Origin of the sequence: Collinsella sp. AF15-51, from assembly GCF_003462845.1 — a bacterium.
Lineage (GTDB): Bacteria > Actinomycetota > Coriobacteriia > Coriobacteriales > Coriobacteriaceae > Collinsella.
The window spans coordinates 24494-46288 of sequence record NZ_QRYG01000006.1; the positions used below are offsets into that span (position 1 = coordinate 24494).

Genomic DNA, 21795 nt, shown 5'->3' on the forward strand with positions numbered 1-21795 from the left:
AGGAGACCGCATGCGGTATCTGGTAATGGTCAGTCACGGAACGCTCGCTCCCGGACTGCACAGTGTCCTCAAGATGCTCGGCAATGACGCCCCGAACATCTTGTCGACGAGTCTCGTGGACGGCATGGGCGCTGACGAGTATGTCGAGAACGTCAAGGCGATGCTCGCTCCCGTTACCGCCGATGACGAGGTTGTCCTGCTTGGTGACATCCTGGGCGGATCGCCGCTCACCAATGCCATGAACACGCTGGCCGAGAAGGGTTTGCTCGCCCACACCATTGCCTTCGGCGGTATGAATCTGCCCATGGCTATGACCGCCATGATGGGGCTTGCCACCATGGACCTGGATTCCCTCAAGCAGATGATGCTGCAGGAGGGCAAGAACGGTATGTCCGAGCTCGTTGTCCCGACCGATGACGCCGACGACGAGGACGACGACATCTAGGCAGCGCATCCGCCCAAATTTTCGTGATGGAGCGGGGGTTAAGAGGAAAGACCCCCGGTGATAAAGAAAGGGAGAACGCATGATTTCGTTCATCCGTATTGATGACCGTATGATCCATGGACAGACCGTTACCCGTTGGGCCCTCGAGTATCCCTGCGACGGTCTTATCGCCGTCAACGACGCTGCAGCGTCCAACCCCGTGCTCAAGGAGGCCTACAAGAGTGCCTCGGGCAAGAAGACGTTCGTGTGGACCAAGGAGCACTTCAAGGAGGTCTCCGAGAAGGTTCTCAAGTCCGACACCAAGTACTTCCTGATCACCAAGAACCCGCTCGACATGAAGGAACTTCTCGTCGATTTTGGCTTTAAGCCCGGCATGGACCGCATCATCGTCGGTCCCTGCAACGATCGTCCCGGCACCACCAAGCTTGGCAACAACCAGTCGATCACGCAGGAAGAGGCCCAGGCGCTCGAGGATCTCACCAACGCCGGTTACACGGTCGAGTTCGCCCTTATCAAGGAGAAGTCCATCGGTGAGTGGCCCAAGTTCCGCGGTCAGTTTGGCTTCTAGTTAGGTGCCAGCCGCATTTTGGTATCTACAGCCCTTGGTGAAAGGGGCTGAGGAATAAAGAAAGGGGAAAGCATGGCAATCAATGCATTCCAAGCCGCGCTGTTCGGCCTGTTCGCCTGCCTGGCATCACTGCCTGGCATGGGCGGCACGACGATCGGCAACTACACTCTGGGTCGTCCTCTGGTCGCCGGCCTCATCGTCGGCATCATCATGGGCGATATGCAGACGGGTATCCTCGTCGGCGCTGCCATCCAGGTTGTCTACATCGCTCTCGTGACCCCCGGCGGAACCGTCTCCGCCGACGTCCGCGCCGTGTCCTATATCGGCATCCCGCTGGCGATCCTCGCCATCAAGAACTCGGGCATCGATCCCGCCTCCGCTGAGGCTGCCGGCATGGCCGCATCCCTCGGTGCCGCCGTCGGCACGCTCGGCACTGTGCTCTTCTATGGCACCGCCACCATCAACCTGGTGTGGCAGGGCATGGGCTGGAAGTGGCTCGAGAAGGGCGATCTCCACAAGCTCTACCTGGTCAACAACGTTCTGCCTTGGATCGGTCACATCGTCTGCTCGTTCCTCCCGACGTTCATCATCACCATGGGCGGCACCGCCATGGTCGACCTCATGAAGACCTACATGCCCATGGACGGCATCGCGATGAAGACGCTGTTTACCGTCGGCTCGCTGCTGCCTACCGTCGGTATCGCCATCCTGCTCAAGCAGGTCATCTCTAAGCCCACGGACTTCCTGACGTTCTTCTTCGGCTTCACCCTGTCCGCTGTTATGGGCTGCAACCTGATCGCCGCTGCCGGCATCGGCTGCTTCTTCGCCCTGATCAACTATGAGATCGCTTCGCTCAAGATCGACCTCGCAAACGCTCCCAAGGCAGCTATCGCCTCGGGCTCCGATGATGAGGAAGAGGAGGACATCTAATGGCAGAGAAGAAAAAGCTCTCTAAGAAAACGCTTGCCAAGTCGTTCCGCAACTGGTCCTATGGCAACCTGACTTGCTTCTCGCAGGAGCACATGCAGACCTTCGGTTACCTGTGCGCCATGCTTCCGATCGTCGAGGAGCTCTACGACACGCCCGAGGAGCAGAAGCAGGCCCTCCAGACCTACTCCGCGTTCTTCAACACCGAGCCGCAGATCGGCACCATGATTGTCGGCGTCACCGCCGGCCTCGAGGAGGCTCGCGCAAACGGCGAGGCCATCGACGACGACGCCATCAACGGCATCCGCGCCGGCCTCATGGGCCCGCTCGCCGGCCTTGGCGACTCGCTGATCGTCGGTACCCTGATCCCGATCCTGCTCGGTATCGCCCTCGGTCTCTCGACCGGCGGCTCTCCGCTCGGTGCCATCTTCTATATTGTCGTGTGGAACCTGCTCATGTTCCTTGGCATGCGCTTTGCCTACAACCAAGGCTATGAGCTCGGCGGCAAGGCGGTCGAGGCACTGGTCGGACCCAAGGCAAAGGCTCTTCGCGATTCCATCGTGATGGTCGGTACCATGGTCATCGGTGCCGTGGGCGCAACTTGGGTCTCCATCACCTGCAGCCCCAACCTGGTGCTGCCCGGCGGCGGTAAGTTCCAGGACACGCTCGACGGCATCTATCCGCACCTGCTGCCGATGATCTTCATCATCTTCTGCTGGTACATGATGACCAAGAAGAAGGTCAACCCCATAGTCATGATGCTGATCCTCGTTGTGATCGCATTCGTGGGCGTTGTTATTGGTTTCTTCGACCCGGCGCTGAGCTACTAGTCATCATCCTTTGACCCCCTGTAAGGCCGTGCGGCCTCAACCGCACGGCCTTCTGATTTTGCGCCGCCCTTCAAGGGCAATATGGCCAGCGACCTCCATCGCCTATACGACACCCGCTATATTGCTCTTGAAAGATGACGTATTCGATAAACGATGCACTTGCGCATAATGCACGCTTTGCACGAGGAGGACCATATGCACGAGAAACATGGACACGACCTTTCGCGCGACGACTTGATCCGCGAGGCAAAGATGCAGACCGATGCTATTCAGCGGCTCAACGTTTGGCTGCGCCTGGGCTATTCGCTCGTGGCGATTGGCTTTTTGATGGGGATGTGGGGTATGCAGGGAGGCCCCGGCTGGGGTGTCCCCGTGGGCATCGTGTGCCTGGTGGTGGGCACTCCGCTTTCGATTGTGCTTAAGGTTGGCACGACCAACGCCAAAAGGAATGTCGAGCGCATGCTCGAGGCCGCGGGTGTCGACGTTGAGGAGCTTATGCGACGCAAGAAGGACGAGCAATAGACTTCCGCGTTGGGGTATCATAAATAATTGTTGCGAATGTTAACTAATGTACGGCAAATGACGGTTTTATGGCCCTTCTAGAGTTGCAAAGGACAATATCCCCAGTGGATTACGATGACGTCGCTCGAAAACTGATTGTGTACTCACGTTCCCTTGCCAAGGGATCCTTGAGTGCTGCCGGCGGCGCCAGTGTGGGCGAGGCACCGGTTTTACAGTATCTATCGGGTATTGACGGTGATGTCATTCCCTCCGAGATTGCCAAGAAGCTGAAATTCTCCCGTGCGCGCATGTCGCATATCTTGGATTCACTCGAGAGTAAGGGTTACGTTCAGCGCAGGACTGATCCAAACGATCGTCGGCGTGTGCTGGTGAGCATTACCGAGGAAGGCCGTGATTTCGCGGCGAAAAAAAATGCCGAGAGTGTGGCATCGCTCTCGAAACAACTCTCGGCGCTCGGCGAGCACGATGCCCAGGAGCTCGTGCGCATCCTGAATAAAGCTTACAGCCTTACCTATGATGCCGACGACTACCTGGACAATCTATAAGGATAAAGACAGACATTTAGGTGCATCTTGAAATGCACCCGGGACAGTTGTGCCCATCAGCCACCGTCAACATCTCATTCCAAACCAAATCAGCCAACGTACGTCATGGCAATCCCCGGTAGGTTGCAGGATGGCGGCTAAGCCTTTCCCTCGGGAAACTTCGCGAAGCCCAGTTCCCGAGGGAAAGGTATGGTCTGTGTAATACCAGATAAACAGTACTTTTTTGCTAGATTGGTATTTGACTGAAGAACCAATTGGTATGGCTTATTAAGCCCACCTTGCCGTTGACGCTCATTTTACTGCCGCTGGTGGACTTCCGAACTTGGTTGCGCAAGTGCTCCCATATATTGATATGACCTAGTAGGTGGCTATCTGGTTACTACCAGTTGGCCCCTTGGTAACGGGTGGCCCCATTGTGCGGAATGTACCGAACATCCCCGTTTGATACGTTTTCCCATGCTGCCGGGGGGGGGCGTCCTCGGCATGTCGGAAGAAAGGAGCCCAGGTGCGCAGGAATTCCATTTTTACGAAACGGTGGGTGAAAGGAAGCGCGGTCCTCGTTGCCACTGCAGCGACGCTCGTGTTTGCCAATCCCCAGCAGGCGATTGCCACGCCACTCAAGGGCGTCGACTCAGCGACCGTGTCCCAGTCTGCCTCGAATGTCGTCGACATCGATTTCGCTGACGGCATCAAGGGCCGTATTACGTTCCTCGAGGACGGTATTTTCCGTTATAACGTCGACCCCAAGGGTGAGTTTTCCGATTACGCCACGCCGCGCAGTAAGTCCCACACGGCTAAAATCCAGGCTCAGCCCGATACCTCGGACACCTACAGCAAGCCGAGTGCGACGGTTGCCGACAAGGGCGACACTATCGAGATCACCGGCGGAAAGGCGACCGTGATCCTGGACAAGGCGACTGGCAAGATGAGTATCAAGTCAGGCGACCGTGTCGTGGTTTCCGAGTCCGCGTCCCTCGACCTTGATAAGAAGGGTACCGTCCAGACGCTCGCCAAGGAGAAGTCCGAGAACTTCTTTGGCGGCGGCACCCAGAACGGACGCTTCCTGCACACCAACCAGACCATCGCCATCTCCAACACGAACAACTGGACCGATGGCGGCGTTGCCTCGCCCAACCCGTTTTATTGGACGAGTGACGGCTACGGCGTACTCCGAAACACGTTTGCAGAGGGTTCCTACGACTTCGGTTCCACGGACTCATCGACGGTCACGACTTTGCACAGCGAGAATGAGTTTGATGCCTACTACTTCGTGGCGACCAACGAGGGCGCTTCGAATGTGGCAACCGAGATGCTGCAGGACTACTACAAGGTGACCGGTAACCCGGTACTGCTGCCCGAGTACGGGTTCTACCTTGGTCATCTTAATGCCTACAACCGTGATGGCTGGTCAACGACCTCGGGTCAAAAGAAGTGGGAGACCAAGGGCAGCAAGTCCTCGAGCGAGAAGGGCGACGTTAAGTACGAGTCTGGCATGTCGACGGGCTACAAGCTCGACGGCACACTTGCGGCCGAGACGCTCAACGGTGAGGGCCCTACGGTTGATACCGAGAACATGAAAGCGACCGATTTCGACCGCCAGTTCTCTGCTCGGCAGGTTATCGATGACTACGAGGACAACGACATGCCGCTCGGTTGGTTCCTGCCGAACGACGGCTACGGCGCCGGCTATGGCCAGAACGGTTACTACAAGACCGGCGGCGTCAACTCCGACGGAGCGAGCTCGGCCGACCGTCTTAACGCTGTGCGCGCCAATGTCGACAACCTTAAGAAGTTCACCGAGTATGCCAACTCCAAGGGTGTGAACACGGGCTTGTGGACCCAGTCCAACCTTGAGCCCGACAGCAACCCTGAGACCCCGTGGCATCTGCTTCGCGACTTCGACGCCGAGGTCAAGACGGGAGGCATCACTACCCTTAAGACCGACGTTGCCTGGGTTGGATCTGGCTACTCCTTTGGTCTTAATGGCATCAAGACAGCTTATGACACGGTGACGACCGGCGCTAACAAGCGCCCCAACATCATCACGCTCGATGGTTGGGCCGGCACGCAGCGCTTTGGTGGCATTTGGACCGGCGACCAGTATGGCGGTAACTGGGAGTACATTCGCTTCCATATCCCCACGTATATCGGTCAGAGTCTTTCGGGCAACCCCAACATCGGCTCCGACATGGATGGCATCTTTGGCGGCGACCCCATCATCTCTGCGCGTGACTACCAGTGGAAGACGTTCACGCCCTCTATGCTCGACATGGACGGTTGGGGCACCTACCGCAAATCGCCCATGACACACGGCGATCCCTACACAGGCATCTCGCGCTTCTACCTCAAGCTCAAGGCGCAGCTCATGCCCTATATCTACACGAGCGCGGCCTCGGCGGCCAACATCGACACGGGTAACGGCGATACCGGCCTGCCCATGATCCGCGCCATGCTGCTTTCTGACAACTCCGAGTACGCCGCAAGCACTTCGACGCAGTACCAGTATATGTTCGGTGAGAACTTCCTAGTGGCACCGGTGTATCAGGATACCCAGGCAGATGAGAACGGCAACGACATTCGCAATGGGATCTACCTCCCCAACTACGGCACCGACGAGAATCCCACCATCTGGATCGACTACTTCTCGGGTAAGCAGTATCGCGGCGGCCAGGTTCTCAACAACTACGAGGCTCCGCTTTGGAAGCTGCCGCTGTTTGTGAAGGCCAACGCTATCGTGCCGATGTACGCCGAGAACAACAACCCCGAGGCAGTGAGCGACACCAACACCAAGGGTACCGACCGCAGTCAGCGTATCGTCGAGTTCTTCGCCACCGAGGGCGACGGCACCTTTACGCAGTACGAGGACGACGGCTCCTCCATCGAAAACAACACGACTGAGGACGATTCCTACGGCACGATCGACAATATCTCCTACGGTGAGCATGTGAGCACCGTCTACAGCTCCAAGGCCGCAGGCGGCACCGCGACCTTTACCGCCGAGGCCTCGCAGGGCGGCTACAACGGCTACGACTCCAACCGCACCACGACCTTCGTGGCCAATGTGTCCGCCAAGCCCACGAGCGTTGTCGCCAAGAACGGCGGATCCGCACTCAACGTGGTTGAGGTCGACTCGCAGGAGACCTTTGACGCCGCGACCCCCGAGGCCGGCCAGGCGGTCTACTTCTACAGCGAGACCCCCAACCTCAACCACTACGGCAGCGATGCGGACGGCACCGAGGCCGAGCAGGGCGAGAGCTTCAACAACACCAAGATCACCACGAACCCCAAGGTCTACGTCAAGTTCGCGAAGACCGATGTTGCTGCAGCGGCGCAGACGCTTGAGCTGGGCGGTTTCGTGAACGCCGACGCCACGCTCACAGCCGATCGCCTCAACGAGAACCTCTCCGCACCCACGAACCTTGCTGCCCCCGAGGACGTCACGACCCCAACGAGCATCAAGCTCACCTGGGGAAAGGTCGATGGTGCTACCTCCTACGACCTTAAGGTCGACGGCACTGTGTTTGCCGTGGGTGATGCGGCCGAGTTCACGCACACCGACCTCGCCTACAATAGCAAGCACACCTACCAGATTCGTTCGCGCAACGCCGAGGGTTACTCCGCCTGGAGCGATGTGCTCGAGGCGAACTCCGCACTCGATCCGTGGCGGAACGTCCCCGACGCCGAGCAAATCACCTGGGAGGGCTCGCTTTACGGCAGCCATAAGGCCGAGCTCGCCTTCGACCATGAGTTCCAGTCGGGCGACGGCGGTTTCCACTCCGGTGGCAACGATCTGGGCAAGGCGCTTACCGTTGACTATGGACGCGCTTACAAGCTCGATAAGCTCGAGTACTATCCGCGCGATGACGCCGGCAACGGCACTGTGACCAAGATGCGTGTTGAGACGAGTCTCGATGGCGTCCACTGGACGAGCCAGGAGGTCGATTGGGCACGTTCCGCTGATTGTAAGACGGTAGCGTTTGACGGCACCGTGGCCGCCCGTTACGTGCGCATGACACCGCTCGCCTCGGTCGGCAATTTCTTCTCCGCGTCCGAGATTGCCATCTACAAGACCGACGGCACGGATGGCTTCGCCGTGGGCTCCAACCTCAACAAGGCCATGATCTCCGACGGAGACTACTCCAACATGAAGAACTATCTGGGCCTCGAGAATCGCGAGCCCGATACCCCGACGTTCGGTTCGCAGATCCGCGACCACTTCGCCGACCTCAACGATAACGGCGTTTACGACGTCTACGATTACTCGTTCACCATGGCGGGTCTTGACGGCGGCACTAAACAAAAGGGCAAGGTCGCAGGTTCGCTCGCGGTGATTCCGAGCAAGACCGAGGTCGAGGCCGGTGATGAGATCACCGTTGATATCTATGCGGCCGACGCCAAGAACGTCAACGCCCTGGGCGCTCTCGTCAACTTCAAGAGCGACCAGTTCGAGTTTGTGTCCGAGAGCATCGCGCAGGACGGCTCGACTGCCGGCATGGAGAACCTGTCTCGCGAGAAGGTCCAGTTCGCGGACAGAACGCAGACTATCAATCTCGCCTTTGCCAACCGCGGCGATGGCAAGCTCTACAACGGTACCGGCGCGGTGGCGAGTTTCAAGCTCAAGGCCAAGACCGCCGGCAAGGTCGAACTGCCCTCGACATCTTGGCTCATCGGTCCGGCATGCGACGCACTTGAGTTTGCGAGCGACGGCACGGTGACGATGCCGGATGTTCCTCAGCCAACGGTCGCCGAGTACGGTCAGGATGCCTTCAACATCACGATGACCAACGATGAGCTCACGACCGACGACGGGACCAACGTCGAGAAACTTATCCAGCAGAAGAGCTATAACGCGCTGTTCGATAATAACGAGGGCGACAACGGCTTTGAGTTCCTATGGAACTGGAACGGCAACTGGGACAGCGAGGGTAAGCTTCCGAGTTACGTGAAGCTTCCCACCACGATGACATTCGCATTTAAGACGCCGTCGAAACTCGATAGTGTCGAGGTCGTTAACCGCAACGGTGGCAACGGAACCGTGCAGAAGATCAAGGCTGTCGTGACGTTCGAGGATGGCTCGACCCAAGAGTTCGCGGGCGGGGAGTACGATTCCTTCTGGGCTCGCTACGCCTTTGGCCTCTCTGCCGAGAACAAGGGCAAGAAGGCGACCAAGGTCGAGGTCACGCCGCTTGAGGCATCGGGTGACCAGATGCTCACACTGCGTGAGGTCAACTTCAACTACACGCAGGGTGTCGAGGCCATCGATGGTGTCGAGCTGGGCAAGAACCAGACCGAGTTCTTTGAAGGCGACATTACGCCCGTCGCCGCCAAGGCTACGCCTGAGAGCGCTGGCTACCCCTATGTGACGGTGGAGAGCTCCGACCCCTCTGTGGTAAGCGTCTCCGCTGTTCAGGCTGGCGACAGCGTGAGCTACTACCTGCGTGCCAACAAGGCCGGCAAGGCAAAGATCACGGTGGCGTCGGTACTCGACCCCTCCAAGACCGCATCCTATGAGGTCGAGGTCAAGGCCGGTGTCGATACCTCTGCGCTCGTGGCAGCGCTTTCCAAGGCCGCGGGCTACAGCGAGTCCGTCTACACCAAGGATTCCTATGCAGCTCTCACCGCTGCGGTCGAGGCGGCTCAGAAGCTCCTCGACGGCGGCCAAGGCAGCTATAGCAAGAAGGATGTCGCAGACGCCACAGCCAAGATCGAGAAGGCAATCGACGGCCTCAAGATGCGCCCTGTCGATGAGAAGATTCTTATCAACACGCCCGAGAACCGCAAGAACGTCAAGGTGGCCGGCTTCTCGAGTGAGGCCGACTACGAGGGCAGCAACGCCGTCAACGCTCTCGACGGCGACGAGCGGACGCTTTGGCACAGCGACTGGGCCCATGGGACCGGTATGCCCCAGTATCTGAGTGTCGACCTGGGCCGCGACTACGATCTTACCGACGTTACATTCCTGCCGCGCCAGGACGGCGGCACTAACGGCGATATCTTCGAGGCCGAGATACTGGTCTCCGACACTGCCGACGGTTATGAGATGGGCACCGCCGCGTCGATGGGTACGTTCGCCTTCGACAACGACGGCCGCGTGCTCACCGACCGTGGCGACTGGAAACAGATGAGCTTTGGCGCCGCGCGCGGTCGCTACGTTACCGTCAAGGTGATTCACGCCGGCGGTGGCAACGTTGATGCCTACTGCAGCATGGCGGAGCTCAAGTTCTACGGTACGGCCGTCCCCGATCCGGTGGCGAAGGATGATCTCGCTACCGCGATCGAAAAGGTTGATGCCGAGATTGCTGCCGGCGACCTCAAGGCCGGTGACTACACCGAGGCCTCCTGGACGGCGCTCGAGAACGCCCTGGCGAGCGCCCGCGCCATCTTGAGCGACGAGAACGCCACGCAGGACGAGGTCGACCAGGCGCTCAGGGCGCTCGAGAGCGCCCGCGGCGCGCTCGAGAAGACCCCGGTGGCCCCGGTCGAGAATCCGACTAAGAAGCAGCTCAAGGCCCTGGTCAAGCAGGCGAAGGAGACTGACACCAGGGGCAAGACGGCCGAGTCTGTCAAGGCCCTGACGGATGCCATTACCTACGCCGAGGACGTCTTGGGTGATGAGAATGCTTCCGACACCCAGCTCCAGGCGGCCTATGACCAGCTCAAGCTGGCTATTGAGAGCCTCAAGGATGCCGATTCCGGCAATCAGGGCGGCTCGGGCAACCAGGGTTCCGGCAATGGCTCGAACGGCGGCAACCAGGCGGGCAAGCCCGCAGGCGACAAGGCCCAGGGCAGCAAGAAGAACGGTTCGGCGATTCCCAATACCGGAGACCAGACGGCGGCGACCGTCGCGACCGTCGGTGGTCTTGGCGCCATCATCGCCGCGATCGGCGCTTTCTTCCATCGTCGCAGCAAGGCTAAGTAGCCCCAGCAACAGCTAAGCAAGCGTGCCCGCCGTCCCACCCAAGGACGGTGGGCACGCTTTTTGAATGTAGGCAGAAAGCTCCGACCCTTCGGCCTTAATCTCGCAAAGCGTTCCGTCTCCCGCCGAACACATCAGCATCGGCGGCTATACTTGAATTATTTGCAGTTAAGGGTCGCGGATTGGCCGCGTCACCGCTCTCAACAGGAGGTCTTTGTTTATGGCAGATCAAAAGCCGGTTGTCGGGATCATCATGGGCTCCAAGTCCGATCTGGGTGTTATGGAAGGCTGCACCGCCGAGCTCGAGGCGCTCGGTGTGCCCTATGAGCTCGTCATTGCGAGCGCACACCGCACACCGGCGAAGGTCCACGAGTGGGCTTCGACTGCTGCCGATCGCGGTATCAAAGTGATTATCGCCGCCGCCGGCAAGGCCGCTCACCTGGGTGGTGTCGTGGCCGCCTTTACGCCGCTGCCGGTTATCGGCGTACCTATGAAGACGAGTGACCTGGGCGGTATGGATTCGCTGCTGTCGATGGTGCAGATGCCTTCGGGCGTGCCCGTGGCCTGCGTTGCCATCAACGGCGCCAAGAACGCCGCCATTTACGCCACGCAGATTCTGGGCGCATGCGACCCCGAGTACCGCAAGGTTATCGAGAAGATGAAGCAGGAGATGGCCGACGCCTAGGCGTTCCGCCGTTTCACCGCAGTATAAGGAGAGCCATGTCCGATTATCAGGGAAAACGATTCAAGGCTTCTCAGATTCCCGATCCGTCGAAGCCGGGTGCTGCCCATGCGGCACAGCAGGGTCGGACATCCTCTCCTCAGCAGCCGCGCGCGCCGCGCCCCGTGACACCGGCGACGCATCGTCGACAGGACGCGCCGGCCGCATATCGACCTTCATCTTATAGCACCGCTAAGAAGCCGCCCCGGTCTTCATCGCATGCCACGCCGTCGGATTACACCGAGTCGCCGCGTAAAAAGCGCCGCTCCATCATTCCTATTCTGCTCATCATCGTGGGCATCGGTCTGATTGTTGCCGCCGCTGCCATCTTTATCAATGCCCAGATTGGCTATAAGCAGGCGAGCGATTCGTATCAGAAAATCGAGAAGCAATATGTAAGCGATAAGGACGCCAGCGGCGTGCCGATTATCGACTTTGATGCACTTGCTCAGACGAACCCCGAGATTGTGGGTTGGATTTACGTGCCGGGAACCAACATCAACTATCCCGTGGTGCAGACCAACAACAACTCCAAATACCTCAACACGCTGTTCGATGGCACGTCTAACGCCTCGGGTGCCATCTTCTTGGATAGCGATGACACCGCGCCGGGAATGGTCGACCAGCAGACCACGATCTACGGCCACCATATGAACGATGGGTCGATGTTCAACGTGATTTCGGATACGACTGACCAGGCAACGTTCGATAGCGTTGAATATGTGTACTACATCACGCGCGATGCGACGTATAAGTTGCGTCCGCTGGCGACCAAGGTGGTCGAGGACACGTATGCCAAGGCGCGCACGACCAATTTTGAGGGCGACGACGGACTCAAGAACTACCTGTCCGAGATGCTCGACGGCGCTTCTGCCGTGGCGAGTGATGCCACCGATCGTGCCGCTTCGGCAACTAAGGTTGTAACGCTTGTGACCTGTCGTTCGCTGTCGCTGAGCAACACACGCGCCGTCATGGTACTCACGCCGGTCGAGGAATAAGTTGTTTGAGAGTAGCTAAAAAGGCCCCGTCCCAAATTGGCTACTCGACGACGGTAAGGGAGAAATGATGCTCGAGAGTGGCAAATTGATGCCTTCGATTGATGCTTGGCTGCGCGAGGCCAAGGCCGATGCTTCGGCGGCAGGCTGTGGGATGTATCTGACGCATAACGGTGTGGTGCGCGCGACGCCCAAGGCTGAGGTGCGCGGAGTCGAGACCGATGGCGTGGCGCCTGGGCATAAGGTGGGCGGCATGGTGTTTGGCTTCGATGCTCAGAAGGTGCAGGCTGCTATCGAGGCGACGCGTGCGATGCCGGGTATCGGCTATGTGCGTGTGTGGCTGGCAAGCGGCGAGCTTGCCGTAGGTGACGACATCATGCTCGTGCTCATCGGCGGGGACATTCGCCCGCACGTGGTCGATGCGCTGCAGGCGCTCGTTGGCACCATTAAGAACGAATGCGTGAGTGAGGTCGAGCGCGAGGCGTAGAGGCTTGCGTCGATAGAAGGATCGTTTATAAAAATGCCCACCGGTACGTGTGATACCGGCGGGCATTTTGCGTTTTGGGCGCGGTGGGCGCTACACGCGCGTCGCATCCTTGGGGCTCATGGTCATGCTCTGGAAGCGGTTTTCCATGTACTCGTTATCGAAGTGCTCTCCGTAGAACTGTGCGACGGGAATGTCCGGCTCCGTGCCGTTAACGCGCTGGTACCAGTAGTCGAGCGACTGCAGCGTCATGACGCCGTCGACCAGCATGATAACGGTAAAGATGACGGTGGCCGAGTAGCGGCTCTTCCAGGGGATCTTGTTGATAAGCTTAAGCAGCCTCGGCAGCAGCAGCTTGATCCAGATGAGGCCGCCCAGGCCCCACAGGCAGGCGAAGCCCGTGCAGGTGCGTCCGCCCGTGAGGACCACGAGCGGATCGGGCAAACCGAACAGCGTTATGTGCGAGTAGCTCCACGAGACCACGCCAAACGCGGTCTGCATAAACCAGCCCACGAACACCTCAAAGCTGGCGCCGAGCAGGGCGCTCACCAGGAAAATGATGATGGGGTTCTTTTTGTAGAAGCGGTTAAGCACCATGGTCATGAGCACGGCGCCAAATCCGTAGATGGGGCTGAAGGGGCCAAACAGCATGCCGGCGCGGTTCTGATAGACGCCCGGGTCGTCGACCGTCATGTGCCAGATGTCCTCGGCGATCAGGCCGAGTATGCAGCAGACAAAGAACACCCAGAACAGGTTGAAGTAGTTGAGCTTGATGTAGCCCTCGCCGGTTTCATCGCGGCCGAGCATGCCCTCGGCGGCGGCGTCGCGGTCGAGCATCTCCTGCAGGCGGCGCTGCAGTTCGCGCTCCTGACGCAGCGTGGGGTCGACGGTTGCCGAAAGTGCAACAAGGATGCCGAGCTGGATCGCGGGACGCAGCAGGAAGGGCCCGATGCCCTGGAGCATCACGTCGACCAAAAGCTCGACGACGGTGAATGCAATAAGGATGTAGGACAGGCGGGCGGCGTTGCGGCGCTGGTTTTTGATAAGGTCCAGGCCAAAGATGATTAGGATGACGGCACTTGCCGCAGAGAGCATGATGCCGGCGACGATAAGGCCGACTGCGACGAGCGTGTTGTCGCCGAGCTTTTCGGTGGCGTTGCCGTTAACAAGTGCCGTGATGACCTGCCACATAAAGGCAGCGACCGACGGGAGCGTGCCCACGCCGGAAAGGATGCACAGGACGGCGTACACCTTAATGATGAGGGGAATCTTCTTGACCTCTGTGGCGCTGGGGACGCTGGGGTCGAGTTCGTTTCGATCCATACAGAACCTTTCTCGCTTTGTTGTAGGTTATAAGGATACGCCGCCGACCTGCCAAAAGACAGGACGAACGTCCCAATTGCAACTTTGTAATCCCCAACGGTGGACGCGGCGGCCATCTGGGGGGCGCGGGCGCTTGCACTGGACAGACCGATAAAATGTTTGGCAACAAAACTGATTATTAGCTCGGTGGGCTTTTAAAAAGCGCTGTTCATGCGCGGGAGTGCTTGTCTTGCCGTGCGTATAATAGGGCAGGTAACGCCAAAAATACGAGGCTCTGAGGGGATACCATGTCTCAAGAAACCATCCGCGCGGCCGAGCGTGCCGCGGGACAGGTGAACACCATGTCGACGTATGATCCGGACTCCGACCAGCTGCATGAGGAATGTGGCATTTTCGGCGTATGGGCGCCCGATCGCGACGTGGCTCGACTGACGTACTTTGGCCTGCGTGCGCTGCAGCACCGTGGCCAGGAATCGGCTGGAATCGCCGTGGGTGACGGCGGCACGGTTATGGTCCGCAAAGACCTGGGCCTGCTCGACCGCGTGTTCTCCAACGCCGACCTGTCGACGCTCTCCGGCCAGCTGGCCGTGGGTCATGTGCGCTACGGCACTGCCGGCGCCAAGAGCTGGGAAGCCTCTCAGCCGCACCTCTCTACCATCAATAGCGTCATTATCGCGCTCGCGCACAACGGCACCCTCGTCAACACCGACGAGCTGCGCCGTCAGCTGATCGAGCTGGGCGTGCCGTTCCTCTCCAATTCGGATTCCGAGGTCGCGACCAAGCTTATCGGCTACTTCACCCAGCGTACGGGCCACCTGCGCGAGGGTATTCGCAAGACCATGGAGCTCGTGCGCGGCGGCTACGCCATGACGCTCATCAACGAGCAGGCGCTCTACGCATTCCGCGATCCACACGGCATTCGCCCGCTCGTGCTGGGCAAGCTGGTGGACGAGGGTCTGGACCAGGCCGATGCCGCAGCCGTTTCGCAGCTGCCGTCGCAGGACGGCGCCGCGACGGTCGACTCCGCCGTCCGTGTCACGCGCGCCGGCGGCTGGGTCGTTGCTTCCGAGACCTGCGCACTCGACATCGTGGGTGCCGAGTACGTCCGTGACGTCCGTCCCGGCGAGATCTTGCGCATCAGCGCCGAGGGTCTGGTATCCGAGCAGGGCGTGCCTGCAGCCGAAGAGCCCGCCAACTGCATTTTTGAGCAGGTCTACTTTGCCCGCCCCGACTCCATCATGAACGGCAAGAGCGTCTATGCCTGCCGTTACGACATGGGTCGTCAGCTGGCACATGAGGAGCCTGTCGAGGCCGACCTGGTCATCGGCGTGCCCGACTCCGGCCTGCCGCCTGCGGAGGGGTATTCGCACGAGAGCGGTATTCCCTTTGGCGAGGGCCTTATCAAGAACCGCTACGTGGGCCGTACGTTTATCGAGCCTACGCAGGAGTTGCGCGCCATGGGCGTGCGTATGAAACTCAACCCGCTGCGCGACAACATCGAGGGCAAGCGCCTGGTCGTCATCGACGACTCCATCGTGCGCGGCACCACCATGGTGCAGCTCGTCAAGATGCTGCGCAACGCCGGCGCCAAGGAGATTCATATCCGCATCAACTCGCCCGAGGTCATCTGGCCGTGCTTCTACGGTATCGATACCGACGTGCAGTCGCAGCTTATCAGCGCCAACAAGACGGTCGACGAGATTTGCGAGTATATCGGCGCCGATTCGCTGGCCTTCCTTTCGGTCGAGGGCCTGCTTAAGGTCATGCCCAAGGGCGGTTACTGCGATGCGTGCTTTACCGGCCGCTACCCCGTGGCGATTCCCGAGAGCTTTGGCCGCGACAAGTTTATGGAGGGCTTTAAGCCCCGCAACCTGGACAAGCCGCTGCACTTTGACGACGACGCCGTGATCGAGAAATACGACGACCGCAGCTGGGAAGAGGAGCACGGCGAGGCATAAAACCTGCCATATGGGGACAGGTTTATTTTGGTAGGTTTTACCTGCTGTTTTGTTGATATGACGGCGCGTGCTGTTATGGCGCGCGCCGAAATGAACGCAACTATGAGCACCGTTTGGCGCCCGTGCGGCGCCACGGTAGTGGGAGAGGAAGGCTCAGATGAGCGACAGCAAGCATGTGACGTACGAGGACGCCGGCGTCGACACCGCCGAGGGCGGCCGCGCCGTCGACGCGATTAAGCAGATGGTCAAGGACACTAACCGTTCCGAGGTTATCGGTGGCATCGGTGGCTTTGGCGGCCTGTTCTCGGCCGCTGCGCTCAAGGATATGGAAGACCCGATCCTGATTAGCGGTACCGACGGTGTGGGCACCAAGCTCGTGCTCGCCCAGATCATGGACCGTCACGAGACGGTTGGCCAGGACCTGGTCGCTATGTGCGTCAACGATATTCTGGCTTCGGGCGCCGAGCCGCTGTTCTTCCTGGACTACGTTGCCATCGGTCACATCGAGGCCGAGCACATGGCAAAGATTATCAAGGGTGTGGCCGACGGCTGCAAGCTCGCGGGCTGCGCGCTCGTGGGCGGTGAGATGGCCGAGCACCCGGGCGTCATGGCTCCTGCCGACTACGACCTTGCCGGATTTACCGTGGGCGTCGTCGACCGTCCCAAGATGCTCGACCCCGCAAACGTCCGCCCGGGCGATGTGATCCTGGGCCTGCCTTCCACCGGCGTGCACTCCAACGGCTACTCGCTCGTGCGTAAGGTCATTGGCGTCGACGGCGTTAAGCCGGGCACGCCCGAGGCCGTCGCTAAGGCCGAGGAGCTGAGCCGTCCGCTCGAGGAGCTCGGCGGTGCATCGCTGGCAGACGCTCTGTTGGCCCCCACGCGCATCTACGTCAAGCCGATCCTGGAGCTGCTGCGCGGCGGCGCCAACGTGCACGCCATCGCCCACATCACTGGCGGCGGTATTACCGAGAACCTCAACCGTGCGCTCGCCGATGACGTCGACGCCGTGGTCACCCGCAACGGTGCCGAGATGGGTTGGGACGTTCCGCCCGTCATCACCTACGTGTCGCGCCAGGCCGAGCTTGCGCCCAACGAGGCATGCAAGACCTTCAACATGGGCGTCGGCCTGTGTCTGATCGTCGCCCCCGAGGACGAGGCCGCCGTGACCGAGGCACTGGTCGCGCTGGGCGAGAAGCCGTTCCGCGTGGGCGAGTGCGTCGAGGGTTCCGGTAAGGTCGTGTACTCCGATGAGCGCTAACGAGCAGATGGCTGCTGCCGAGGGCCTGGACTTTGTGCCCTATACCCGTCCGACTGGCACCGATACGGCTGAGCCGCTCAAGATCGGTGTGCTCATCAGCGGTTCGGGTACCAACCTGCAGGCGCTGATCGACCTAATCGCCGCCGGCAAGCTCAACGCCTCGATTGAGCTTGTAGTGTCGAGCCGTCCTTCGGCCAAAGGCTTGCAGCGCGCCGAGCGTGCGGGCATCCAGACGCTCACGCTGTCCAAGGATATCTATGCCGACCCCATCGCGGCTGACGAGATCATCGCGCATGAGCTGCTCGAGCGCGGCTGCGAGTACGTGGTGATGGCCGGCTATATGCGCATGGTGCACACGCCGCTGCTGGCGGCGTTCCCCAATCGCGTGGTCAACCTGCATCCGGCGCTGCTGCCGAGCTTTACCGGTGCCCATGCGATTGACGATGCGTTTGCTCGCGGTGTCAAGGTGACCGGCGTGACCGTGCACTTTGCCAACGAGATCTACGACAACGGCCCCATCATCGCCCAGCGTGCGCTGGCTGTTGAGGAGGGCTGGGACGTCGACACGCTCGAGGAGCACATCCATGCGATCGAGCATGTGCTGTATCCCGAGGTCGTACAAATGCTCGCCGACGGTCGCGTCCACGTGCTGGAGAGCGGCAAGGTCGCAATTGACGCGCCCCGCGGCTAGCGGTGCACAGTACAATTTTAGTTGAGTGGTCAGGGTGGTCATTGGCGCCAAGGCGCGTGTGACCACCTTTTATTTTTGGTAGTCACCTGCGACGTTCTTGAATGACTAGTCGTTTAAGAACGCCGCAGGTGACTAGGCGAGAGAGGTGAGCGCATGGCGGATAACGAAGCTCTGTTTACGCCTGAGCTGGTGTTTTTTGATTGGGAGTGTGCGACGCCGGATGAGGTGTTTGCGCGCCTCGAGGGTGAGCTTGCTCCGCGCGGCTACATTGCCGAGGGTTGGCTCAACGCCGTCCGCACACGCGAGGACGCCTATCCTACGGGCCTCGCTATGCCGGCGGCAAACATCGCCATTCCGCATACCGATCCGGGATTTGTGGCCAAGCCCTATATCGCGGTGGTAAAGCCCGCCGCACCTGTGACGTTCAACGCGATGGCGGGCATGGGCGCCCCGGTGCCGGCGCAGATCGTCATCAATCTGGGCATCGCCGAGCCGGGCGGCCAGGTCGAGGCCCTGCAAGCGCTTATGAATATCTTTATGGATGCCGACGCTGCAGCCGATGTACTCGGCCAGACCACGCCCCAGGGCATGGTCGACGCCATCCGCCGCCACTTTTAAGGCCGGCACTGGGGGACTGTCCCTAACCGCCGGCAGAAAAGGAATGTCCCTAACTGTCAACTGCCAGACCTGTCCCCTTTGCACCAAAATGGTGCAGATTAACCCGTCTCCCATGCACCAGGTGTGTCGCGGGGGCTGCGTTGTGACACAATGGCGTTTGTTCGATTCGTGATGCGAAAGGCCAAACATGGCAAATAAGAAAAAGAACCCCGAGGTCGCGCCGACGCCCGAGCAACGGTCCCGCGCCGCCTCCAGCTCTCGCAAGAAGCAGCGCAAGACCTATGTGTCCAAGACCGTCAAGATTGTCCTGGTGGTCATCGGCGTGCTGGCGATGCTGCTCTCCGTCTCGGCCATGGCGTGCTCCGGCCTGATGTCGCAGACCGAAAGCGCCAGCTCGGGCTATAAGCTCACCGGTGGCGTGGCTGCCACTATCAACGGCACCAACCTCACCGAGGACACCGTGACCAAGCAGATCATGAGCATGCGCACGTCCTATGGCTACACCAAGGACAAGGACTGGGCACAGTACCTGGTCGACAACGACCTGACGCCCAAGAAGTACCGCAAACAGCTCATCGATTCCTACGCGCAGCAGATCCTGCTTCAGCAGGCGCAGAAGGAAAACGGCGTGACGGTGTCGGACAAGGAGGTCGAGAAGGCTTGGAAGGACGCGTGCAAGAGCGCGGGCGGCGCCAAGACCTTTAAGAAGACGCTTAAGACCTACGGCTACACCGAGGACACCTACAAGGATTCGCTCAAGGAGAGTCTGGCGCAGCAGAAGCTCAAGGATGCCGTGGCACCCACCAGCAAGCCCAAGGACAGCGAGATTGTCGATTACATCAATGAGAACCTGTCCAACTACAATGACGCCCGTCGTTCGTCGAATATCCTGATCAAGGTCGATTCTGACGCTTCCGACGAGGACAAGGCCGCCGCCAAGGCCAAGGCGCAGGAGTGCCTGGACAAGATTAACTCCGGCGAGCTGAGCTTTGAGGACGCCGTAAAGCAGTACTCCGACGATACCGGCTCCAAGGATAAGAAGGGCGATGTGGGCTGGGACAAGCTCACCACCTTCGTCGACAGCTATCAGGCGGCGCTCGAAGGCCTTAACAAGGGCGACGTGAGCGACGTCGTCGAGTCGACGTATGGTTACCACATCATCAAGTGCACCGACTACTTCCATGTCGATAGCCAGGTCGATGACATTAAACAGGTGCCCAAGGAAATCAAGAAGTATGTCTCCAACGTGGTGAAGACGCAGGCAGCAAGCGCCGCGTACAGCGATTGGCTGGAGCAGTACAAGAAAGACGCCGACATTACCGTCAACCCCATGCCCAAGGATGTGCCCTACAACGTGAGCCTGAAGGGCGTCACCAAGAGCTCGACCGACGATTCGTCGACGACTGAGTAATCATGGGGCGGTGCTCGCGCGAGTGCCGCCCACGCTATTAGAGAGGATTTGCAGATGACCAACGAAGAGCTGCAGAAGGAAATGATCGCGGCCATGAAGGCTAAGGACAAGGTTCGCCTGTCCATCATTCGCCAGGTCAAGGCCGAGGTGAAGAATATCGAGGTCAATGAGCGCCGCGATGTGACCGAGGAAGACGTCAACAGCATGATCAAGCGTCTGATTAAGCAGACGAGCGAGACGCTGGAGATGTCCATCAAGGCCGGCACCGACCAAGAGCGTACCGACAACCTGACCGAGCAGGTCAAGATTCTGGAGAGCCTTCTGCCCGCGCAGGTTTCGGGCGAGGAGCTCGAGGCCCTGATCGAGCAGGTCATCGCCGAGCTGGGCGCCACGTCCAAGAAGCAGATGGGCCAGGTCATGGGCGCTCTGGGTAAGGCCACTGGCGGCAACTTCGACAAGCCTGCCGCGGCCAAGATCGTCGGAGCCAAACTCGCGTAATTTGTTACGCGGTTTTACCAAACCGCGTAACGGCTCGACGCTGCAAACCCGTACACGCGGCAATCTGACGTTCAATTTCAAGGGCGCGACCATAAGGTCTGCGCCCTTTCATTTCACGTCACCTTGCTCGCGTGTACGGGTTTTCGCTGACTTATGCTCAACCACTCATTGGGGACAGACTTAAATGAGTGCCCGCTCATTGGGTGCTCATTTAAGTCTGTCCCCAATGAGTGCCTAATGAGTGGGTGGAAGATTGCGGGTTCTTTACGGGAATGTAGTGTGGGCTGCGGAAACGTGGTTCTTTCCGTACAATAGTTCAACTCGTGTAAACGCAGGGAAGGGACATTCATGGCAGACATGATCGAGATCAAGCATCTCAACAAGTACTTTGGCGACCTGCATGTGCTCAAAGATATCAACCTCACCGTCAAGCGCGGCGAGAAGCTCGTAATGATCGGGCCTTCCGGCTCGGGTAAGTCGACGCTCATCCGTTGCGTCGATTATCTGGAGGAGCCCACGTCGGGCGAGGTCATCATCGACGGTACGCCGCTTACCAAAAAGAACCACCTGGAGATGGCTCGCAAGTATAGTTCCATGGTGTTTCAGCAGTTCAACCTGTATCCCAACATGACGGTGCTCGGCAACCTGACGCTCGCGCCCATCAAGCTGCAAAAGAAGAGCAAGGAGGAGGCGACCGAGATCGCCATCGCCGCACTCAAGCGCGTCGGCATGGCGCATAAGGCCGGCGAGTATCCGCAGAATCTCTCGGGTGGTCAGCAGCAGCGCATCGCCATCGCCCGTGCCCTGTGCACCAAGCAGCCCATCATCCTGTTTGACGAGCCGACTTCGGCGCTCGACCCCGAGATGGTCCAGGAGGTTCTGGACGTTATGATTGAGCTCGCGCAGGAGGATATCACCATGATCTGCGTGACGCACGAGATGGGCTTTGCGCGCCAGGTGGCCGACCGCGTCATCTTTATGGAGGACGGCCGCATTCTGGAGGAGGGCACGCCCGAGCACTTCTTCGATAACCCCGAGAACCCGCGCTGCCGCGAGTTCCTGTCCAAGATTCTGCACTAGGC

At 59.6% G+C, this 21795-nt stretch carries 18 protein-coding genes; 17 read left to right on the top strand and 1 reads right to left on the bottom strand.

Features of this window, described 5'->3' with window-relative positions; translation table 11 throughout:
• Positions 1-10 precede the first annotated feature (10 nt).
• From DWW51_RS04425 to DWW51_RS04470, 10 genes are all read left to right on the top strand, one after another.
• Entirely contained in the window at positions 11-445 is a 435-nt protein-coding gene (locus DWW51_RS04425) for a PTS sugar transporter subunit IIA (protein ID WP_089572603.1), read from the top strand.
• 79 nt (positions 446-524) lie between these two features.
• The gene (locus DWW51_RS04430) at positions 525-1013 is read left to right on the top strand and encodes a PTS sugar transporter subunit IIB (RefSeq protein WP_089572604.1); all 489 of its coding nucleotides are present in this window, start codon (positions 525-527) and stop codon (positions 1011-1013) included.
• Between the two features lie 72 nt (positions 1014-1085).
• Positions 1086-1943, top strand: a complete 858-nt coding sequence (locus tag DWW51_RS04435) for a PTS sugar transporter subunit IIC (protein WP_089572605.1) — start codon at positions 1086-1088, stop codon at positions 1941-1943.
• Entirely contained in the window at positions 1943-2770 is an 828-nt protein-coding gene (locus DWW51_RS04440) for a PTS system mannose/fructose/sorbose family transporter subunit IID (RefSeq protein ID WP_117655818.1), read from the top strand. Before DWW51_RS04435 ends, DWW51_RS04440 begins: the two co-directional genes overlap by 1 nt.
• A 195-nt stretch (positions 2771-2965) precedes the next feature.
• On the top strand, positions 2966-3292 hold the full coding sequence (locus tag DWW51_RS04445; protein ID WP_117773657.1) for a hypothetical protein: 327 nt from the start codon (positions 2966-2968) through the stop codon (positions 3290-3292).
• 104 nt (positions 3293-3396) lie between these two features.
• Positions 3397-3837 carry a MarR family winged helix-turn-helix transcriptional regulator gene (locus tag DWW51_RS04450; RefSeq protein WP_158550938.1) on the top strand — a complete coding sequence of 147 codons (441 nt, stop codon included), beginning with the start codon at positions 3397-3399 and terminating at the stop codon, positions 3835-3837.
• A 538-nt stretch (positions 3838-4375) separates the two neighbouring features.
• Positions 4376-10756, top strand: coding sequence for a discoidin domain-containing protein (locus DWW51_RS04455; protein ID WP_197032169.1), 6381 nt, complete (start codon positions 4376-4378; stop codon positions 10754-10756).
• 217 nt (positions 10757-10973) lie between these two features.
• Positions 10974-11438 (top strand): 5-(carboxyamino)imidazole ribonucleotide mutase, encoded by a 465-nt coding sequence (purE, locus tag DWW51_RS04460; RefSeq protein ID WP_006235810.1) that lies wholly within the window; start codon positions 10974-10976, stop codon positions 11436-11438.
• A gap of 35 nt (positions 11439-11473) precedes the next feature.
• Positions 11474-12472 (top strand): class B sortase, encoded by a 999-nt coding sequence (locus tag DWW51_RS04465; protein WP_117766329.1) that lies wholly within the window; start codon positions 11474-11476, stop codon positions 12470-12472.
• Between the two features lie 67 nt (positions 12473-12539).
• A complete protein-coding gene (locus DWW51_RS04470; RefSeq protein WP_117564036.1) occupies positions 12540-12956 on the top strand; it encodes a molybdenum cofactor biosynthesis protein MoaE in 417 nt (138 codons plus the stop codon).
• A gap of 90 nt (positions 12957-13046) precedes the next feature.
• Here the strand turns inward: DWW51_RS04470 and DWW51_RS04475 are convergent, their stop codons facing one another.
• Entirely contained in the window at positions 13047-14276 is a 1230-nt protein-coding gene (locus DWW51_RS04475) for a putative ABC transporter permease (protein ID WP_117564037.1), read from the bottom strand.
• A 287-nt stretch (positions 14277-14563) separates the two neighbouring features.
• On the opposite strand from DWW51_RS04475, the gene purF reads away from it, so the two are divergent.
• The 7 genes from purF (at position 14564) to DWW51_RS04510 (ending at position 21793) form a co-directional block, all read left to right on the top strand.
• Complete coding sequence (gene purF / locus DWW51_RS04480) at positions 14564-16234, top strand: amidophosphoribosyltransferase (protein WP_117564038.1); 1671 nt, start codon at positions 14564-14566, stop codon at positions 16232-16234.
• Positions 16235-16391: 157 nt separating this feature from the next.
• Positions 16392-17495 carry a phosphoribosylformylglycinamidine cyclo-ligase gene (gene purM, locus DWW51_RS04485; protein WP_117646159.1) on the top strand — a complete coding sequence of 368 codons (1104 nt, stop codon included), beginning with the start codon at positions 16392-16394 and terminating at the stop codon, positions 17493-17495.
• Positions 17485-18186 carry a phosphoribosylglycinamide formyltransferase gene (gene purN / locus DWW51_RS04490; protein WP_117773659.1) on the top strand — a complete coding sequence of 234 codons (702 nt, stop codon included), beginning with the start codon at positions 17485-17487 and terminating at the stop codon, positions 18184-18186. The genes purM and purN overlap by 11 nt, the downstream gene beginning before the upstream one ends.
• 153 nt (positions 18187-18339) lie before the next feature.
• Complete coding sequence (locus DWW51_RS04495; RefSeq protein ID WP_117773660.1) at positions 18340-18804, top strand: PTS sugar transporter subunit IIA; 465 nt, start codon at positions 18340-18342, stop codon at positions 18802-18804.
• A 187-nt stretch (positions 18805-18991) separates the two neighbouring features.
• A complete protein-coding gene (locus DWW51_RS04500) occupies positions 18992-20215 on the top strand; it encodes a peptidylprolyl isomerase (RefSeq protein ID WP_117773661.1) in 1224 nt (407 codons plus the stop codon).
• Positions 20216-20269: 54 nt separating this feature from the next.
• Complete coding sequence (locus DWW51_RS04505) at positions 20270-20713, top strand: GatB/YqeY domain-containing protein (RefSeq protein WP_006235801.1); 444 nt, start codon at positions 20270-20272, stop codon at positions 20711-20713.
• A gap of 348 nt (positions 20714-21061) precedes the next feature.
• On the top strand, positions 21062-21793 hold the full coding sequence (locus tag DWW51_RS04510) for an amino acid ABC transporter ATP-binding protein (protein WP_055251548.1): 732 nt from the start codon (positions 21062-21064) through the stop codon (positions 21791-21793).
• Positions 21794-21795 lie beyond the last annotated feature (2 nt).

What these genes read in the sequence shown, in the direction of transcription:
- DWW51_RS04510 (WP_055251548.1), top strand. Translation starts at nt 21,062, where the DNA reads ATGGCAGACATGATCGAGATCAAGCATCTCAACAAGTACTTTGGCGAC.
- DWW51_RS04505 (WP_006235801.1), top strand. Translation starts at nt 20,270, where the DNA reads ATGACCAACGAAGAGCTGCAGAAGGAAATGATCGCGGCCATGAAGGCT.
- purM (WP_117646159.1), top strand. Translation starts at nt 16,392, where the DNA reads ATGAGCGACAGCAAGCATGTGACGTACGAGGACGCCGGCGTCGACACC.
- DWW51_RS04465 (WP_117766329.1), top strand. Translation starts at nt 11,474, where the DNA reads ATGTCCGATTATCAGGGAAAACGATTCAAGGCTTCTCAGATTCCCGAT.
- DWW51_RS04445 (WP_117773657.1), top strand. Translation starts at nt 2,966, where the DNA reads ATGCACGAGAAACATGGACACGACCTTTCGCGCGACGACTTGATCCGC.
- purE (WP_006235810.1), top strand. Translation starts at nt 10,974, where the DNA reads ATGGCAGATCAAAAGCCGGTTGTCGGGATCATCATGGGCTCCAAGTCC.
- DWW51_RS04475 (WP_117564037.1), bottom strand. Translation starts at nt 14,276, where the DNA reads ATGGATCGAAACGAACTCGACCCCAGCGTCCCCAGCGCCACAGAGGTC.
- DWW51_RS04425 (WP_089572603.1), top strand. Translation starts at nt 11, where the DNA reads ATGCGGTATCTGGTAATGGTCAGTCACGGAACGCTCGCTCCCGGACTG.
- DWW51_RS04440 (WP_117655818.1), top strand. Translation starts at nt 1,943, where the DNA reads ATGGCAGAGAAGAAAAAGCTCTCTAAGAAAACGCTTGCCAAGTCGTTC.
- DWW51_RS04500 (WP_117773661.1), top strand. Translation starts at nt 18,992, where the DNA reads ATGGCAAATAAGAAAAAGAACCCCGAGGTCGCGCCGACGCCCGAGCAA.
- DWW51_RS04470 (WP_117564036.1), top strand. Translation starts at nt 12,540, where the DNA reads ATGCTCGAGAGTGGCAAATTGATGCCTTCGATTGATGCTTGGCTGCGC.
- purN (WP_117773659.1), top strand. Translation starts at nt 17,485, where the DNA reads ATGAGCGCTAACGAGCAGATGGCTGCTGCCGAGGGCCTGGACTTTGTG.
- DWW51_RS04430 (WP_089572604.1), top strand. Translation starts at nt 525, where the DNA reads ATGATTTCGTTCATCCGTATTGATGACCGTATGATCCATGGACAGACC.
- DWW51_RS04435 (WP_089572605.1), top strand. Translation starts at nt 1,086, where the DNA reads ATGGCAATCAATGCATTCCAAGCCGCGCTGTTCGGCCTGTTCGCCTGC.
- purF (WP_117564038.1), top strand. Translation starts at nt 14,564, where the DNA reads ATGTCTCAAGAAACCATCCGCGCGGCCGAGCGTGCCGCGGGACAGGTG.
- DWW51_RS04495 (WP_117773660.1), top strand. Translation starts at nt 18,340, where the DNA reads ATGGCGGATAACGAAGCTCTGTTTACGCCTGAGCTGGTGTTTTTTGAT.